We start from the raw sequence: 16,737 nt of genomic DNA on the forward strand, positions 1-16,737 counted from the left end.
ATTTAAATCAATCTAAATCTCAGGTTCTGGTGTCGGAGCGGATAGTTGTAGTTTGTGCAGCTAAAAGCAGCGGAAATTAGCTTTTGCCTCATATAAGTGTATTTGGTGCAGCTAAAATAGCCCGAAACAGACAAACGGGGCTTTTTATCGCTTTTTAAGTGTACAGAGTGCAGTTAAAGGAAGAAATGAGCGGGAAACGGCCGTTTTAGTTGTACAAAGTACAGCTATGTGGGCAAAAGGGGAGGGGTAGCAAGGAGGAAAACCAGATAGCCAGAAAAGCAGCAGAGCGGCGTCCTGTGAACGCTCTCTGCTGCTTTTTATTGAACAACTTATCCTAGTGCTAGTGTGTAAGGCAGCTCATCACGCTGCCCTATGGCTGTTACACCTGCGGTACTTCAAGCCGCTCCAGGCCGTTCATGTATTTACGCAGCGCTACCGGAATATAGATCGATCCGTCCTCCTGCTGGTGGTTCTCCAGCAGCGGGATGAGAATCCTTGGCGTAGCGACTGCGGTGTTGTTCAGCGTGTGGCAATACTGCAGCCGGCCCTGCTCATCACGGTAGCGGATGTTCGAGCGCCGGGCCTGGAAGTCATGCAGATTCGAGGCCGAGTGGGTCTCGCCGAATGCATCCCGGCCGGGCATCCAGGTCTCCACATCGTATTGCTTATGCGTCTTTAACGACATGTCGCCGCTGCAGACTGCAACGATGCGGTAAGGCAGCTCCAGCAGCTGCAGAATATGCTCGGCGTTGGTCAGAATCTCCTGCAGCATCTGCTCCGAGGCTTCCGGCTCGTTCCTGCAGAAGACGACCTGCTCAATCTTCGAGAACTGGTGCACCCGGTACAGGCCGCGCACATCACGTCCCGCCGAGCCGACCTCGCGGCGGAAGCAGGCCGACATTCCGGCCAGCCGCAGCGGTTCTTCCAGCTCCACAATCTCATCGCTGTACAGCGAGACCAGCGATACCTCCGATGTGCCGGCCAGCCAGCGGTTTTCGCCGTTCAGCTCGTAGGTCTGATCCCGCCCGCCGGGGAAAAATCCCGTCCGCTCCAGCGCCTCCGGACGCACAATCACCGGCACATCCATCGCGGTGAAGCCGCGCTCGGCCAGTACATCCAGTGCCAGCCGCTGCACGGCGAGATGGAGATTGAGCCCGGCGCCCTTCAGCACATAGCTGCGCGGGCCGCCGGCTTTGACGCCGCGGGGGATGTCGAGGATGCCGTGCAGCTCGCCAAGCTCCACATGATCGCGCAGGGCGAAGCTGAACTCCGGCAGCGTTCCGCAGCGCCGCAGCTCAACATTCTCGCTGTCGTCCCTGCCGATCGGCGTGTCAGCCGATACGGGATTGGGGACGAGCAGCTGCAGTTCGCCGCAGCGGCGCTCCGCCTCTGCCAGGTCCGCTTCGAGCGTGCCGAGCAGGGCATTAAGCGCACGTACCTGCACCTTAGCCTGCTCACCGGCAGCAGGATCGCCCTGTCGCAGCAGCCGCTCGACCTCCTTGGTCAGCGTGTTGCGCTCCGCACGGTGCTGCTCGGTTTCGCGGCGCAGCGCCCGCCGTTTGTCGTCCCATTCCAGCAGTTCATCCAGCGGGAAATCGACTCTTTTCCACAGTGCCGTATTTCTCACAAGCTCTTGATTTTCCCTGATCCAGTTCATGTCCAGCATACCGCATTCGCTCCTTTTGTCTTAAAAAAATACAAAAAACGCCCTCATCCATGGGACGAGGAGCGTCAGCTCGCGGTGCCACCCAGGTTGACCGAACTTGCGGAAATACAGGCTTGCAGGAGGTTCGGTCCTCTTTGGTCTTCGCGGTAACGGGCGAAACCCGGTGAACTTAGGGAACAAGAAACTGCTCCGGTCGCAGACGCCTCACGGTTGGATGCCGGTCATTGGCAGGGTTGCAATATAGGTTTGCCGCTCATTATATCTCAGGAAACGGTCATGTGCAAGCAGAAGGATCAAAAACGGGCTTTTAGAAGCGCATTTTGAGGTTTGACAATATTCCGTCCTTTTTGATAGGATTATTAATAATTTAAAATATTTCGGACCGCGGTAAGCGGCATATTCTCTTATAAACAATAACGGAAGAGGTGCAGATGTGGCCAAAATAGTTGTCATCAACGGAACGCCATCCCTGGTATCGCGGATTAACGCGGTCATTGAATATGCAGAGGCGGATCTGCGCGGGCGCGGTTTTGAAGTGGAGCGGATTAATGTGGCCGAGCTTCCGGCAGAGGACTTGATTCATACCAAGTTCGAGAGTGAAGCGATTGTAAAAGCTAACGGGCTCGTGGCTGAAGCCGACGCGGTAATCGTAGTTAGTCCGGTTTATAAGGCTTCTTATACAGGGGTGCTGAAAACATTCCTCGATCTGATTCCGCAAAAAGGCCTGGCCGGCAAAATCGTGCTTCCGCTCTTCATGGGCGGCAGTCTGGCGCATCTGCTGGCAATCGACTACTCGCTGAAGCCTGTATTGTCTGTGCTGGGTGCACGGCACATTCTGGGCGGCGTGTATGCTGTCGACTCGCAGGCTGTGCGTAACGACCAGGGTGTCGTTGAACTGGCCGACGAGCTCAAGCTGCGCCTGAACAGCGTGCTAGAGGAGCTGGCGGAAGAAACTGCAGCGAAGGCAGCACGCAAAACGGTTTAGTCACGTTATCTATTGAAGCTGCTGAGATATGCAGCACAGCAAGAAACAACAGCAAAGCCCCGTATTGCCGGAAATCCGGCGGTACGGGCTTTTTATTTTTTTGTACGAGTATGTGAATCTGCAGGGAATCCGGCCAGCTTCAACGGAGTTAGATTTAACTCTTCTAAACAGGAGCTTGGCCAAGCAGCAATCTTTGCGTATCTACAGCGCCGCGGGCTGCCAATGCACAACCTCGTCGCGGCCCAGACTGGCGGGTATATTGATAATCCGCTGGTTGCTGCTTCCCCGGTAAGGGAGTGTAGTGTCCTTAAGCTCCTCGACGAACCGGCCGTCGATTACCACCTGGCACAACGCCAGCAGGTTCCATTCCGGCGAGCCGGGAGCTGCGGTCAGCTCCTCGTAGGTGTAGCCGGTGTAGATCCAGACCGGGAAGTCCGGCAGCACACTACGGAGCTCATGGATGAAGCCGCAGGCCTCATCCGCCGAGAAAAAAGGATCGCCCCCCGCCAGCGTCAATCCGTCCAGCAGCGGGTTCGCGGCCATCTCGGCGATAATCTCGCGCTGCCGCTCCAGTGTAAATGGTTCTCCAAAATTAAAATTCCAGGTCTTTGGATTGAAGCAGCCGGGGCAGCGGTGGCGGCAGCCGCTGATAAAGATAACCGCCCGCATGCCTTCTCCTTCATTAATAGACTCCGGATAGTAGCCGCAGATATTCATAGGTGCTTGATGCGGTCTCTCACTTCGGCCTGCTTGGCGGCATTGAAGCGGGTCTGGTAGTCGCCGGTCAGATATCCGGTTACCCGGCGCAGCCGGCGGATGTGTACGTCATGCTCATGAACGCCACAGGAAGGGCAATTGGTGCCGATAACCCCTTCATAGCCGCAGCCCGAGCAGCGGTCAATCGGGTGGTTAATGCTGAAATAGCTGATCTGCTGCTCCAGCGCGTATTTGATGATTTTGACAAAAGCCGCCGGGTTACTCCGTGCATTCCCGTTCAGCTCCACATAAGAGATCGCGCCGGCGTTGCAGTACTCATGGAAGGGAGCTTCCAGACTGATCTTCTGGGCTGCGCCAAGCTCATGATATACAGGAATATGGAATGAGTTCGTATAGTATTCGCGGTCCGTTACGCCCGGGATCGAGCCCAGCACCTTACGGTCCACCTTGGTGAATTTGCCGGACAGGCCTTCAGCCGGTGTAGCAAACAGCGTAATGTTCAGATCCAGCTCTTCGCTCTTACGGTCGCAGTATTCACGCATGTGGCGCACGATAGCTACCGCTTTGCCATGAACCTCCATATCCTCACCGTGGTGCTTGCCGTACATTGCCTTCATGCATTCGGCCATTCCGATGAAGCCGAGGGACAGACTGCCGTGCTTGAGCAGATCGCCCACGATGTCCTCGGGAGCCAGCGCCTCGCCGCCTTCCCATACGCCTTCACGCATCATAAAATCAGAAGCTTTAGCTTTCTGGGCTGCCTGGATCCGGAACCGGTGCAGCAGACCCTCCAGCGCAATGTCCATATAGTGGTTGAGATCATCATAAAAGCCTTCTTCATCAGCAGCCAGCCGGCGTCCTGTAATCGTGCCGTGGGCAAGACCGAGACGAACCAGGTTCAGCGTGTTAAAGGACAGGTTGCCTTTGCCGGAGCAGTGATTACGTCCAAAACGGTCACCGAGCACCCGTGTACGGCAGCCCATTGTTGCAAATTCAGTATCCGGGTTTGACGGATCATAGTACTGCAGATTGAGCGGTGCATCCAGGTTTGCAAAGTTCGGATACAGTCTGCGGGCCGAGCATTCAGCCGCCTTCAGGAACAGCTCATAGTTCGGATCGCCCTGCTGCTGGTTCACACCCTGCTTGCATTTGAAAATCTGAATCGGGAACACCGGCGTTTCCCCGCTGCCAAGGCCGTTCATCGTTGCAGTCAGCAGGGAGCTGATAACCAGCTGTCCTTCCGGAGTTGTGCAGGTACCATAGTTAATGCTTGTAAAAGGAATCTGTCCGCCCGAACGGCTGGACATCGTATTCAGGTTGTGAATCATGCTCTCTGCTGCCTGCAGGGTTTCGCTCTCTGTTTCTTTCTGGGCGAAACGGAAGGAGCGCGGATACTGCTCAGCCAGATCACTGCGGCTCATCGTGATATCACCGGCGATTTCGCTTGCTTCGCCTTCTTCGAAGTAGCCGAGGCCCTTGCGGAACAGCTTGGCGAAGGATTTGGTCACATAAGGTGCTAGGTCAAAATCAAGCTTGTTGGCCGATACACCGCCATATTGGGCATTCTGCTGGGACTGGAAAATAATCGCCACCAGCGACATTGCCGTCATAATTGAGTTAGGAGGGCGGACGCTGCCGTTGCCGGTGTTAAAGCCCTCGCGAAGCAGCCGTTCAAATGGAATGAAGATGCAGTTGGTTGTTCCGATCGCATATTGATCCAGGTCGTGTACGTAGACGACATTATCGAGCGTTGCCTGTACGAGCTGCGGCGGCATGGTGAAATTGCGGGCATACCATTTGGAATACTCACTGCCGAATTTACTCATTTTGCCGGAAAAGCTCTCTCCGTTCAGGTTGGCATTCTCACGCAGCAGATCAAGATCCGCGCTTTCGATAATATCCCGGCCCAAATGTATTAATTCTTCCAGAAGTACCTCCTGTGCAGCTTGTCCGCTATTGTACCGTTTCTCCAGCAGCGTCATATGTAACTCTCTCCTCTCGATAATCGTTAATCGTTCCTGCAAATGTATGGTTCAAATCTGTCCACTCTATACCCAGTAAAAAGACATCTCCCGCCTTGGAGGCGGAAAATGCCCGGATGCGTTCCAAATACCTTATCTTGTGCAGAAGCCGATAGCTGAAGGCGATAGTGCCTATCATCCTCAGGTATCGGCAGCCTTGTGTTGCCGGTCATCCGGCAAGGCTGAATCTGCTGCTGCAGGCCGCATGCGGACACCTCTCCTGTTCCTCGCAGGGGTGAATAGCGGTGCCCGGAAACAGGCAGGCCTCCTGGCTTCCGGTGCATCCAGCGGCTCCTTCCCGGGGGCTTGTCCGCCCTCAGTGGCATATGCCGGAGGATGTGCCCTGCAAAATATTGCTCACAGCGGGCACCCGGTTACAGTGGCGGGACCGCAGCGGTTTTGCACCGCGCTTCCCTATTAAGCTTGTACTCTGTTTACTAGAGTAAAGCACCTGCTTCCACTATATTTGGTTGATGTTAATAAAAATACCCCAATATATTGTGTTTGTAAACCATTATTTACAAACCCGCGCGGGGAGCGGCTTCAGACCGTTTACTCACAGGTGATCCACAACTAGTCCACAGGTAATCCACAGGCTGAGCATAAATCGGGGTTGTTATGATTCATAAATTGTCCGAAAAGCTGCCACAAAGACTTCATATCTCTAGTGATTCTGACACTAGTTTTACAGAGCGGAGCTTATGCATCCTGCAGGTTCTGCATAGAAGAAGAATGATGAACTTTTTGTGGCTAAAATTTGTGGGGGAGCAGCGGAGTTGCTACAATATAGTGAGGTTAAAGGAATCTAGGTCAGGAGGGATCTAACGATGGCTATTGGCGAAGTTACAGTCATTCCGATCGGTACAGGCAGCACCAGTCTTAGCAGTTATGTAGCTGATATGCAGCGTGTGCTGCAGACGGTGGAAGGAATCACCTTTGAACTGACCTCTATGGGAACGATTATTGAGGGCCCGGTATCCAGGATTTTGGCGGCTGTAGAGGCACTGCACGAGTCTCCGTTCAATGGAGGAGCACAGCGCGTATCTACTTCACTCAAAATCGATGACCGCCGTGACAAGCCGTCCACGAGCCGTAGCAAGCTGCAGTCGGTCAAACGGAAGCTGCAGTAAGAGAAGGGCTGGTGGCAGGATAAAAGGGACTTGGCGATTTTCGCCAAAAGTTGTATAATGTTTTTGTTTATGACGGGTATCCCAAGCTTCAGGCTGGTGTAGCTCAGGGGTAGAGCAACGCACTCGTAATGCGTAGGCCGGGGGTTCAATTCCCTTCACCAGCATGTTTACAAATTCAATTATGGCGCGGTTTCCGGGGGTTTCGGGGCCGCGTCTTTTTCTGTTTTCTACCATCCTTCTGCCCTTGCCCGAGTAAAGCCGCGCTATCCCCCGCCCAGCAACCGATGAATTCGTGCCGCCAGCTTTTGGCCGGCATTGGCTTCAATAAGCGTGACATCCCAGAATACCGCATTGGTTCGAGGGTCGGCAGTATCGTTAAAGACAGTAATCGTCAGCTCCTGCTTGCCTTCAAGCGGCACACGGAAGGATAGCGGCTGATTCTCGCCCGGTACGATATTGATATCCATGGAGTAAATCTCTTCTCCGTCGGAGCTGATAATGACACGGCTGCTGCCGCTGCTCGCCGCATTTATAACGTCGTCAGGGACGGCCAGATTACCGGAAAGCTCTTTGAACCGTCCATCAAGGCGCAGTGAGAACTCGTGGCTTCTCGGATTATCACGGCTGTATAGATTGACCGCCGGTTCGATCCGCTCCTGCGCTGCAGTGAAACCGGTGAGTCTTGGTTCCCACCTCACTTCGCCATGCTCAAGGGGGAGCTGGTCCAGCGCCATGATCTCACCGCGGCCATTATCAAGATAATGATTAAGACCGCTCACGCCGGAGTAAACGGCCAATGTCAATACTGCTCCGGAGAACAGCAGCTTGAGTAAACCTCTTGGCGACGTACGATCGCGGCGGACCAGCCGCTGGGCGCCATAGCCGACACTGGCACCCAGCGTATTAATGACAATATCGTTAATATCAAACGCGCCCAAATGGGTCACCATCTGGATCAGCTCAACCCCGGTAATCGCTGCTAGGAAGACTAAGAGGAACGGCAGGAACCGGCAGCGGATCAGCAGCGGAACCGCCAGTCCAAACGGTACAAATGCCAGATAGTTACCCAGGTTGAATAACCAAAGATTCGAAAAACCATCGCCCGGAAACCTCAGTGGAATACCGTCAAATACCAAATGATACCGCAAGCCCGTCTCTGGCAGAGCCGATGACCGGCTGAAGCCAACGAATAAGAAAAATAGAGTAAGGCCTGTATACAGCCCGAACCCGATCCAAGCGGCGGTCCTCGTCCCTTGAAGCATGATATACGACCTCTCCTTATAGCTAAATTTAGTGTCCTTGCAGGAACCCGGTATTACACAGGAATTGTTATATGCGCCGATCCCAGTCTCGAAATCTGTGAGAACAAAATAGCCATCTCCGCCGGAGATAAGTCAAAATCCCTTTGAATCCAGAACTGCATGGTCCCCACATAGGCGGAAGAAAGATACGCAAATAAATATTGATGTTTGACAGGAATATCTGCAGATGTAATCTGTTGATGATTTATGAGGTAGGCATTAATTAACTGCTGATTGATCAGCTCTGTCATTTGAAGGGAAAGATTAGTGTCGCCTCCAAAGCCCAGCAATCTTTTGAAAAAATGCTTTTGCTCAAGGACATACTCGAATGGGCGTACATAACCTGAGGGCGGATCAATAAAGGGCCCGCTGGCTTCCCGTACGGTTCCAAGCTTCTTAATAATGCTGTTGAACTGCTCCAGCACCTCATTTTTATACTGCTCATAGAAATCATGAATGTCCTGATAGTGCAGATAAAAGGTTCCCCTGTTTAATCCGGCGGTCTGTTTTTTCGTTCACTGCGGGTTCCTCTCCTGAATAAAATAGTATCTTTACTGATCATTCTGCAGCTTACCGTTGATTAATGAACATAACGATGATTTATGATCATCGACTTTTGTGTTGTTCTGATTATAATCAGCGGGTGAACGTTAATCAACACGCTGTTTAGTAAAAGGAGAGCTGATATGAATAGTCAGGACAAACAGAATGAGGTGTCTCAGCGGAGGTCGTTCATCCTTACCCTTATGGCTATTATTCCCGGAATGATGATGGTGATGATAGACAGCACCGCAATGAACGTAGCCATCCCCAGCTTGTCTAAGGATTTTGGAGTTTCCTTTAGCACCTTACAGTGGGTAATTACGGGTTATATGTTAGCCATGTCGGTTACGATTCCGCTGGCTGGCTGGTTCTCGGACAGGCTGGGTTCTGCAAAAGCGTACATTATAACCATTATCATGTTTGTTGCCGGATCCTTGCTATGTGCGCTGGCCCAGAATTCCTTGCAGTTAACGGTCTGCCGGATCCTTCAAGGGCTTGGTGGGGGAATGGTTCAGCCGATAGGAATGGCTATGATATTCCGCCTAGCACCGGAGAATAAGAAAGGTCAGGTCATGGGGATGCTGGGTATCCCGATGCTGCTGGCACCGGCCTCCGGACCGGTTCTATCCGGCTGGCTGTTAGAATCAATAGGCTGGCAATGGATTTTTCTCATCAATCTTCCTTTAGGAGTACTTACTGTTTATTTAGGGATACGTTATTTGCTAAAGGCGAATGTACTACGGTCGGTCCGATCCGCTTATAATAAGCAAACGTTAGATGTGGTCGGCTTTTTTCTGGCTCCTGTAGCCTTTGTTTTACTCGCTTTAAGCATGAATGTGGATGGCTCCCAATGGTTTCTTTGGTTATTGAGGGCAGTGAGTGTCCTATTGCTAATCTGGCTGTGGTTTCATGAGACGAGGCATCCGCAGCCCATTCTGGCTCTGCAGGCATTCAGAGAAGTTAGCTTTCGGAGAGGGATATTTGTAAGCTGGATTCAATATGCGGCTCTAAACGGGTCTCTGGTATTTATCCCGCAGTACCTTCAGCATTTTAAAGGATATAGCCCGTTTCAGGCAGGTCTGGTCATGAGTATGCTGGCCGTCACGTCCGGACTGCTTATGCCGGTTGGCGGAAGGCTTTTTGATAAGGTGGGTATACGCCCGCTTGCCGGTTTGGGTTTAGGGACGATATCCCTGGTGTTATTACTGCTTTCACAGTTAGGCCAGAACGTAGGAGGAGGAATGATTGGGGGAATGGTGGGGCTGCTCGGAATTGGAATGGGGCTATGCATGATGTCTCTGAATACCTATATTCTGCAATCCGCTCCTTCGGAGCTAATCAGCCGTGTTACACCTTTAACCTCAGCAAGCTCCAACCTGGTAATCCCTATTGCAATTGCTGGCTTGAGCAACTTCCTGGCATTCCGGGCTAACGCGCGGATAACGATGGCAGGCGGTAGTGCAGCATTGGCAGAAATGAAAGGGTACTCCGATACCTTCCTGTTAGCGGCTTGCATTGCTTTGTCTGGAGCATTATTCAGTCTGCGGCTGGGGTCGAAACGTCATTCGTAGTATTCGGTTATAAAGAAAAGAAAAAGAGCTGCCGAAGCAGCTCATTCAAGAAATTTATTCCGGCATGATCCAAACAATCTCACAAATGCGTACAAAGAATTTTCTGCCTCTAGTATCCAGTACAACGTGATCTGGCTTAACATCCATCACACAACCGCTGATTCCGCCGCGGGTAGTTTCCAGAACCACCTGCTTACCCCTTACGGACATTAAGGTTTCAACGACATATGGATCAACAGGATAGACAGTGATAGCATGTGGCATTGTGTACATTGGCTGATAATTATTCAAGGTTTTACCTCCCAATTGGTTATGCCTCATCCTATGCAGAAGCCCAACGAAAGAGCTGGGCGAGGGCCCATTTGGGAGCAGTCCTAAACGTTATGACACGAATACGACAAGAGAATACCTTCCAGCCTCTTATTTATTTTAAAAAAATGCTGGTAAAAAGAATAATAAAAAGATAATTAGTACGATAACACTGCTGATTCTGCTCATCATGAGATAGGCATCACTGGGCTCGGAATCACCTTTTACCATCCAGCCATAACGCATGTACCAGCCTGCAGCTGGAAAGAAAATATTCAGTACCGCAATTAGCACGAAAAGAGTAGCGAAGATCACCATTTTTACCAACTCCTTTAGTCATCTTACGCAGCCTGTGATTAAGAAGTTGCATATCGTGGGGGTTATTGATAAATTAGATGGCGATTTTCCATTTAAATTTTAGGTGAACATGTGGAGTTCCACACAATAAAAAAACCGCCGGGAATCCCCGGCGGCCTAAGGGGCGGCGACGCCCCTTTTTCTATGCATAGCTTGTGTTATTTCGTGCTTATTGCTGCTTAGAAACTAAAGTCCTCATCACGCAGCGGCTCCACGTTCAGCGCACGGACGTAGCCGTTGCCTTTTTTGGAGAAAAAGTCATGCTGCTTGGTGTGGGTGCTGATCCCGTTCTGGACGATCGGGTTGATCTCTTCCTCGCCAAAAAGCGGGTCGTGGCCGAGGTTCATCATCGCCTTGTTGGCATTGTAGCGCAGGAAAGTCTTCACTTCCTCTACAAGTCCGATTGGCGCGTAAATCTGCTCGGTGTATTGCTCCTCGTTGGCATGCAGCAGACGCAGCAGCCCAACGAGGGTCTGGTACACGTCACGCTGGTCGTCCTCGGACAGCTCCTCGAAAATCTCCTGTGCCAGCACGCCGACATAAACGCCGTGGATGCTCTCGTCGCGCAGGATCAGGTCGATGATCTCGCCGCTGCAGGTCATTTTGCCCTGGCCGGCCAGGTAGAGCGGGTAGAAGAAGCCGCTGTAGAACAGATAGCTCTCCAGCAGGACGGAAGCCGCCATCGCCAGATAGAGATCCTTGGGAGTCTCAATTTTTTTGTAATACTCGGAAATGGTCTGGGCCTTGAACTGCAGGAACGTGTTGTCCTCCACCCAGCGGAAGATGCCGTCGATCTCCTCAGTGGAAGCCAGCGTCGTAAAAATACTGCTGTAAGACTTCGCATGAATCTGCTCCATCATTCCCATGAAGCCGAGGACCGCCTTGCGCTGCAAGCCGTCTACATGCTCCATAATCTGCGGCATCCCTACGCCGCCTTGCACGGTGTCGAGCAGGGTAAGCCCGCCCAGCACCTTCATATAAGAGTCCTTTTCAATGTCGCTCAGCGTCAGCCAGGACATTTTGTCATCGGATAATGGAATTTCGTCGTCGGTCCAGAACTGCATAATATTCTGGTTCCAGAACATCAGCGAGAAGTCGTCGTCAGGACGGTTCCAGTTCACGGCTTGAATTGCGCTCATAATGGTCTAATCTCCCTTTCTGTAGCCGTACAGCCCTTTAAATCGAGCAGGTCAGGCATTCCTCGACGGACAGCTTTTTGGTGCGTGTGTAATACAGCGACTTCAGGCCTTTGTGTGCCGCATACAGGTAGCAGCGGGCCAGCTCCCGGGTTGTTACATCACTGTTCACGTGCAGGACGGTCGAGATACCCTGGTCGATATGGGGCTGGATTTCCGCAATCAGATCAATCACCTTGAACTGGTCCATCTGATAAGCGGATTTATAAAAGAACACATTGTCAGGCTGCAGATAAGGCATCGGATAATAGGTGGTCGAGTTAGCATAGGTACGGGTCTCGATCTGCTCTACAATCGGCATTACGCTGGATGTAGCATTCTGAATATATGAAATGCTCGCAGTCGGTGCAATCGCCAGACGGTAGGCATGGTACAGGCCGTTTTTCTTAACAGCTTCGCGCAGCTGCTCCCAGTCTTCCTGAGTAGGAATGTAGATGCCTGCGAACAGCTCCTGCACTCTGGCCGTTACCGGCTGGTAATTAATAGATACGTAACGGTCAAAATAAACCCCAGTCGCGTAATCAGACTCAGCATATCCGTAGAAGGTTTCGCCGGTTTCAGCAGCAATTTCCATACTCTTTTCAATCGAGTGGTAGTTCATGGTCATGAAGAACGTGCGGGCAAAGTCGCGGGCCTGCTCACTTTCATAAGCAATCTTGTTCTTAGCCAGGAAACCGTGCAGGTTCATTACGCCAAGGCCGACAGAGTGCATCTCTTTGTTCGCTTTAGCTACGCCCGGAGCATTGGAAATGCTGGTCATATCGCTGACAGCTGTCAGGGCAAGCATGCCCTCATGAACGGATTCGCGGATTTTGCCGTGCTGCATCACGTTCACGATGTTCAGGGAAGCCAGATTGCAGCTGATATCGCGGCGGATCGCATCTTCCTGGCCGTAGTCGTTAATCTCGGAAGTCTCCTGCAGCTGGAAAATCTCGGTGCAAAGGTTGGACATTTTGACCTGGCCGACATTCTTCAGGGCATGAGCCTTATTGGCATTGCTCTTGTTCATAATATATGGATAGCCCGATTCGAGCTGGATCATGGCAATTTTCGTCAGCATTTCGCGTGCGCTCATGGCGACTTTTTTCTTCACGCGCGGATCAGCGAGCAGGGTGTCGTACATTTCGTCGAGATCCATGTCGTCCAGATGAGTGCCGTATGCCTGGAAAACAGTATAAGGTGCAAATACATGCAGCGGCTGATTATCCTGTGCCAGCTTGTAGAAGCGGTTCGGCACGATCAGACCGATGGACAACGTCTTCAGGCGTGTCCGCTCGTCGGCGTTAATTTTTTTGCTGTCCAGGAATTCAAGCACGTCCCAGCCGAATATATTATAGTAAGCGGCACCGGAACCCTTGCGCTGGCCCATCTGGTCAGCATAGGAGAAGCCGTCTTCCATCAGCTTCAGGACAGGCATGATGCCTTTGGCAGCATCTTCAACACCTTTGATGGTCTCGCCGCGCGCGCGCAGCTTGGACAGATTGACAGCAACGCCGCCGCCGATTTTGGACAGCTGCATGCAGGTGTTCAGCACATAGTTGATCGAGTTGAGCGAGTCGTCCATCTCCAGCAGGAAGCAGGAAACCATCTCGCCGCGGCGGCTTTTTCCGGCATTGAGGAAGGTTGGTGTGGCCGGCTGCAGGCGCTGCTCCATCATGGAACGGGCCAGTGTGCGGGCAGTTTCAACGTTTCCGCGTCCCAGGTGCAGGGCTACTACCGCTACGCGGTCCGGATAATGCTCGAGGTACTGCTTGCGGTCATTGGTTTTGACGGCATAGTCTGTATAGAACTTGGAAGCCGCCATATAGGAAGGGAAACGGAAATCATATTCATGGGCGATCCGGTAGACATCCTCCATTTCAGCTGCGCTGTAACGGTCATACAGGTCTTCGTAATAATCGTTGGCGATCATATAATCAATCTTGGCTTTAGTGCTTGTAAAGGTCAAGCTGCGGCGCTCCACATCACGCATGAACTCCGCTACGGCCTCCTGGTCTTTATCGAGCTGGAAAAATCCGGTCTCGTCTCTCTTCATCAACATGTTATTCAATTCAATATGCCGCAACCCGGTTCACCTCCTGTTTAATTCGCTCCACATCGCCAAAAGTACCTGACAGCTCAAACTTGCCGACTACCGGCACATTATAGCGTTCTGCAATCAGGTCTGCGCTGTGCGCGTACAGCTCACCCCAGTTTTTATTGCCGCTCGCGGCAATGCCTTTCAGCCTGGAATGGTTCTTCTCCAAAAAAGAAGACACCTTCTCGGGAATCTGCCCAAATCCGGTGGTGTATGTAACAAGCACGTAAGGCTCGTCGATCGTCATATGCTCTTCGATTTGTACAGCAGGCAGCTTCAGCTTGTTGATAAACCGTCTGACATTGCCGGTTTTGGAATCGTAAGCAATCAGCATAGTCACTCTAACCTCCTATAACAATGGTTCTATTTATACTTTACTAACCGTACTCGGGTATTCCGCTAGGTATATGAGTTTAACTACTATATACACTACATTTAGGTGACTTCAATCATTTTACTACCATATGTTGAAAAGTCAAGCGAACAAAAGGACCTCTTTGCCCTCCTGAAAGCCCTTCAGAAACGGTAAGGCCAGGCCCCGTCTGCAATCTGATCTCTAAAATTTTATTCTATTATTTTTAATAGAGTCTGAGCTGCCGGCAAAAAGTGCCTTCACGCATCCGGTCCCCAAAAATCCATGCCCGATCCGTTCTCCGTCTATGGTACAAATCTCCAAAAGCTTTCATAATAACGAAAGAAACAACGCCAGAGATAAAGGTGAGAGGATGAAGGCCCGATGTTTGAAGTACAAGAATTGGACTGGCAGGGACGCCGGCTGACGGTATTCCTGCCTCCTTCCTATGCATTATCCCAAAAGCGTTATCCTGTTGTGTACCTGCATGACGGAGCTGCGCTGATGATGAATAACTTAAACTATATGTACAGGCTGTTCCGCGAGGGGCTGCTCACCGAGCTGATTGTCACCGGCATCAGCAGCTCTTCCCGAAATGATGATTATACACCCTGGCCTGAGTCTGCTGCAACCGAAGGAAGGCCGGATTTCGGCGGCCGCGGGCCTGCCTATCTCGATGAAATCGCTGACGGCATCAAGCCTTACATTGATTCCGTCCTGCGGACGGCTCCGGAGCCGGAATCCACCGGGCTGGCCGGCTATTCGCTGGGCGGCCTGGTGACACTGCTGGCAGCTTACCGCCGCCCGGATGCCTTCGGGCGGTTCGGCATGCTGTCCCCCTCCATCTGGTATGAGGGGATGCTTGGTTTTACGGAAGCTAACCCGCTGCCGGATGCAGGACAGAAGCTATACCTGTCTGTAGGTAACCGTGAAGGGGTATATAAGCAGAATATACAGAGGCACGCTGTAACCAGCACACTGCAGCTGTACCGTAACCTGCGGAGCCAGCTGGCCGATGAGCAGCGGCTGCGGCTCTCGCTTACCGACGGGGCGGCCCATGACCTTGTCTCTATGTCTGCGCGGTTTCCTGAAGCGCTGCAGTGGCTGTACGGGGCAGCTGATGAACAGCAGACAGGGGAGGTGGTGCAGCGGCCTGGTGCGGAAACTGAGATGATGTCGCAGGTCGGCGCCTGCCTGCTGCCTGGAACCGAGGTATGGGACATGACCTCGCTGTACAATGGCCTGACCTACCGGGTCTTTGTCCACCTTCCGCTGAAGCCTCCGCCGCCGGAAGGCTACCCGGTGCTGTACACGGTCGACGGCAACGCCTATTTCGCTTCGCTGAATGATGCGATGCGGCTGCAGACCCGGCATCCGCGGGGGCTTCCGTCCGGTCTGGTGGTATCCATCGGTTATCCGGCAGACGGGCCGTTTGTGGCTGAGCGGCGCTTCAGGGACCTGACCGTGGCGGATGTGCAGCCCGGGCTGCGTCCCGACGGCTCGCCCTGGCCGGTGAACGGCGGGGCGGATGCCTTTCTCGATTTCATCGAGCTCGAGCTGATGCCGCTGATCGGACGCAGATACAGCGTGGATCACTCCCGGGCGGCGCTGTTCGGGCATTCGCTGGGCGGCTTCTTTACCCTGTATACGATGATCCGCCGCAGCGGGCTGTTCAGTACCTATATCGCCGGCAGTCCGTCCCTCTGGTGGAAGGGGCGGGTGCTCTTTGATCTGCTGCCTGAGCTGGAGGAGAAGCTGCGCAGCGGGGAGCTCGAATGCTCCCTGATGATCGGCATCGGCTCGGAGGAGGGTGGCATGCTGGAGGATGCCAGGACATTCTATGAGCGCCTGGTCCCATATACCGGCAGCGGGCTCAGCCGGCTGTCCTATAATGAAATCCAGGGTGAAGGCCATATGTCTGTACTGCAGCCGTTGTTCAGTCCGATGCTGCGCTTTGTTTTTGCGGCAGAGGGAGCGGAGCTCTGTATTTGAGCTGCTGGGAATCAGTTTCATTTGAACTGGACCCGGGTTTGCTTTATATTAGTAAGGGAGCAGAATTCCGGATTCATGCAGACGTAGGCTAGAATCACACAATTGATGCAGCGCGGAATCCGAATTGTACCGGGTTCCGCTTTTTTTTCTTCTATATATAGGACAAAATTTGTACTGGTATAGTGGTATGTATCTGTTATCCCGCGGGTATCTTTTAATTATAGAACAGGAATCAGGAAGGAGTGTATGCAAAGGAAATGGGCAGTCTCCTTATTGCGTGGCTTTGTATGCTGTGTTTATTTTTCACCTTCAGAGATAAGGTGAGCCGGAGAATCCTTTATCCTGTAGCGCTGGTTGTTGTGCTTGGCACTTTAGGCTGCTGGACTATTTTAATGTAATTTTCAGGTGTCTATCAGCTGATTTTCAGGTTGATCCTTTATATTAGAACTACCAAACACCCCCCAGTGTTATATGGTACCCTGCAGGTCTTGTCAACTCCCATGACAAGGCCTTTTTGCTG

Annotated in this window: 14 protein-coding genes, 1 tRNA gene and 1 riboswitch; of the genes, 5 read left to right on the forward strand and 10 right to left on the reverse strand. The window is 52.3% G+C overall.

Annotation, left to right across the window (positions count from 1 at the left end):
* Positions 1 to 379: 379 nt before the first annotated feature.
* Positions 380 to 1,666, reverse strand: coding sequence for a serine--tRNA ligase (gene serS / locus NST84_RS02165; RefSeq protein WP_342564033.1), 1,287 nt, complete (start codon positions 1,664 to 1,666; stop codon positions 380 to 382).
* Between the two features lie 433 nt (positions 1,667 to 2,099).
* On the opposite strand from serS, the gene ssuE reads away from it, so the two are divergent.
* Positions 2,100 to 2,651: an NADPH-dependent FMN reductase gene (ssuE, locus tag NST84_RS02170; RefSeq protein WP_342564034.1), complete on the forward strand. Its 552-nt coding sequence runs from the start codon at positions 2,100 to 2,102 to the stop codon at positions 2,649 to 2,651.
* Positions 2,652 to 2,852: 201 nt separating this feature from the next.
* Here the strand turns inward: ssuE and nrdG are convergent, their stop codons facing one another.
* Positions 2,853 to 3,368: an anaerobic ribonucleoside-triphosphate reductase activating protein gene (gene nrdG / locus NST84_RS02175; RefSeq protein WP_342564035.1), complete on the reverse strand. Its 516-nt coding sequence runs from the start codon at positions 3,366 to 3,368 to the stop codon at positions 2,853 to 2,855.
* Entirely contained in the window at positions 3,365 to 5,350 is a 1,986-nt protein-coding gene (locus tag NST84_RS02180) for an anaerobic ribonucleoside triphosphate reductase (protein WP_342564036.1), read from the reverse strand. Before NST84_RS02180 ends, nrdG begins: the two co-directional genes overlap by 4 nt.
* Before the next feature lie 279 nt (positions 5,351 to 5,629).
* Positions 5,630 to 5,859, reverse strand: a riboswitch (cobalamin riboswitch).
* A gap of 357 nt (positions 5,860 to 6,216) precedes the next feature.
* On the opposite strand from NST84_RS02180, the gene NST84_RS02185 reads away from it, so the two are divergent.
* Complete coding sequence (locus NST84_RS02185; RefSeq protein ID WP_342564037.1) at positions 6,217 to 6,519, forward strand: MTH1187 family thiamine-binding protein; 303 nt, start codon at positions 6,217 to 6,219, stop codon at positions 6,517 to 6,519.
* 92 nt (positions 6,520 to 6,611) lie between these two features.
* Positions 6,612 to 6,683, forward strand: a tRNA-Thr gene (locus tag NST84_RS02190).
* A 99-nt stretch (positions 6,684 to 6,782) separates the two neighbouring features.
* Here NST84_RS02190 and NST84_RS02195 read toward each other — a convergent pair.
* Complete coding sequence (locus NST84_RS02195; protein WP_342564038.1) at positions 6,783 to 7,781, reverse strand: VanZ family protein; 999 nt, start codon at positions 7,779 to 7,781, stop codon at positions 6,783 to 6,785.
* A 53-nt stretch (positions 7,782 to 7,834) separates the two neighbouring features.
* Positions 7,835 to 8,245, reverse strand: a complete 411-nt coding sequence (locus tag NST84_RS02200; RefSeq protein ID WP_342564039.1) for a TetR-like C-terminal domain-containing protein — start codon at positions 8,243 to 8,245, stop codon at positions 7,835 to 7,837.
* Positions 8,246 to 8,506: 261 nt separating this feature from the next.
* Between NST84_RS02200 and NST84_RS02205 the strand changes: the two genes are divergently transcribed.
* Positions 8,507 to 9,934 carry an MDR family MFS transporter gene (locus NST84_RS02205; protein WP_342564040.1) on the forward strand — a complete coding sequence of 476 codons (1,428 nt, stop codon included), beginning with the start codon at positions 8,507 to 8,509 and terminating at the stop codon, positions 9,932 to 9,934.
* A gap of 54 nt (positions 9,935 to 9,988) precedes the next feature.
* Here the strand turns inward: NST84_RS02205 and NST84_RS02210 are convergent, their stop codons facing one another.
* The 5 genes from NST84_RS02210 to nrdI form a co-directional block, all read right to left on the reverse strand.
* On the reverse strand, positions 9,989 to 10,207 hold the full coding sequence (locus tag NST84_RS02210) for a YuzF family protein (RefSeq protein WP_342566329.1): 219 nt from the start codon (positions 10,205 to 10,207) through the stop codon (positions 9,989 to 9,991).
* A 156-nt stretch (positions 10,208 to 10,363) separates the two neighbouring features.
* A complete protein-coding gene (locus NST84_RS02215; protein ID WP_342564041.1) occupies positions 10,364 to 10,561 on the reverse strand; it encodes a DUF6199 family natural product biosynthesis protein in 198 nt (65 codons plus the stop codon).
* A 218-nt stretch (positions 10,562 to 10,779) separates the two neighbouring features.
* Positions 10,780 to 11,739, reverse strand: a complete 960-nt coding sequence (nrdF, locus tag NST84_RS02220; RefSeq protein ID WP_342564042.1) for a class 1b ribonucleoside-diphosphate reductase subunit beta — start codon at positions 11,737 to 11,739, stop codon at positions 10,780 to 10,782.
* 37 nt (positions 11,740 to 11,776) lie between these two features.
* Positions 11,777 to 13,861 (reverse strand): class 1b ribonucleoside-diphosphate reductase subunit alpha, encoded by a 2,085-nt coding sequence (nrdE, locus tag NST84_RS02225; protein WP_342564043.1) that lies wholly within the window; start codon positions 13,859 to 13,861, stop codon positions 11,777 to 11,779.
* The gene (nrdI, locus tag NST84_RS02230; RefSeq protein WP_042172443.1) at positions 13,848 to 14,207 is read right to left on the reverse strand and encodes a class Ib ribonucleoside-diphosphate reductase assembly flavoprotein NrdI; all 360 of its coding nucleotides are present in this window, start codon (positions 14,205 to 14,207) and stop codon (positions 13,848 to 13,850) included. Before nrdI ends, nrdE begins: the two co-directional genes overlap by 14 nt.
* Positions 14,208 to 14,609: 402 nt before the next feature.
* Here nrdI and NST84_RS02235 point away from each other — a divergent pair, with 402 nt between their 5' ends.
* Entirely contained in the window at positions 14,610 to 16,217 is a 1,608-nt protein-coding gene (locus NST84_RS02235; RefSeq protein ID WP_342564044.1) for an alpha/beta hydrolase-fold protein, read from the forward strand.
* Positions 16,218 to 16,737: the final 520 nt, after the last annotated feature.

The organism is Paenibacillus sp. FSL R7-0345 (assembly GCF_038595055.1).
Lineage (GTDB): Bacteria > Bacillota > Bacilli > Paenibacillales > Paenibacillaceae > Paenibacillus_AQ.

Bases quoted from the DNA above. Each gene is read 5' to 3' on its own strand.
- serS (WP_342564033.1), bottom strand. From the start codon at position 1,666: ATGCTGGACATGAACTGGATCAGGGAAAATCAAGAGCTTGTGAGAAAT.
- nrdG (WP_342564035.1), bottom strand. From the start codon at position 3,368: ATGAATATCTGCGGCTACTATCCGGAGTCTATTAATGAAGGAGAAGGC.
- NST84_RS02180 (WP_342564036.1), bottom strand. From the start codon at position 5,350: ATGACGCTGCTGGAGAAACGGTACAATAGCGGACAAGCTGCACAGGAG.
- NST84_RS02185 (WP_342564037.1), top strand. From the start codon at position 6,217: ATGGCTATTGGCGAAGTTACAGTCATTCCGATCGGTACAGGCAGCACC.
- NST84_RS02195 (WP_342564038.1), bottom strand. From the start codon at position 7,781: ATGCTTCAAGGGACGAGGACCGCCGCTTGGATCGGGTTCGGGCTGTAT.
- NST84_RS02205 (WP_342564040.1), top strand. From the start codon at position 8,507: ATGAATAGTCAGGACAAACAGAATGAGGTGTCTCAGCGGAGGTCGTTC.
- NST84_RS02210 (WP_342566329.1), bottom strand. From the start codon at position 10,207: ATGTACACAATGCCACATGCTATCACTGTCTATCCTGTTGATCCATAT.
- NST84_RS02215 (WP_342564041.1), bottom strand. From the start codon at position 10,561: ATGGTGATCTTCGCTACTCTTTTCGTGCTAATTGCGGTACTGAATATT.
- nrdF (WP_342564042.1), bottom strand. From the start codon at position 11,739: ATGAGCGCAATTCAAGCCGTGAACTGGAACCGTCCTGACGACGACTTC.
- nrdI (WP_042172443.1), bottom strand. From the start codon at position 14,207: ATGCTGATTGCTTACGATTCCAAAACCGGCAATGTCAGACGGTTTATC.
- NST84_RS02235 (WP_342564044.1), top strand. From the start codon at position 14,610: ATGTTTGAAGTACAAGAATTGGACTGGCAGGGACGCCGGCTGACGGTA.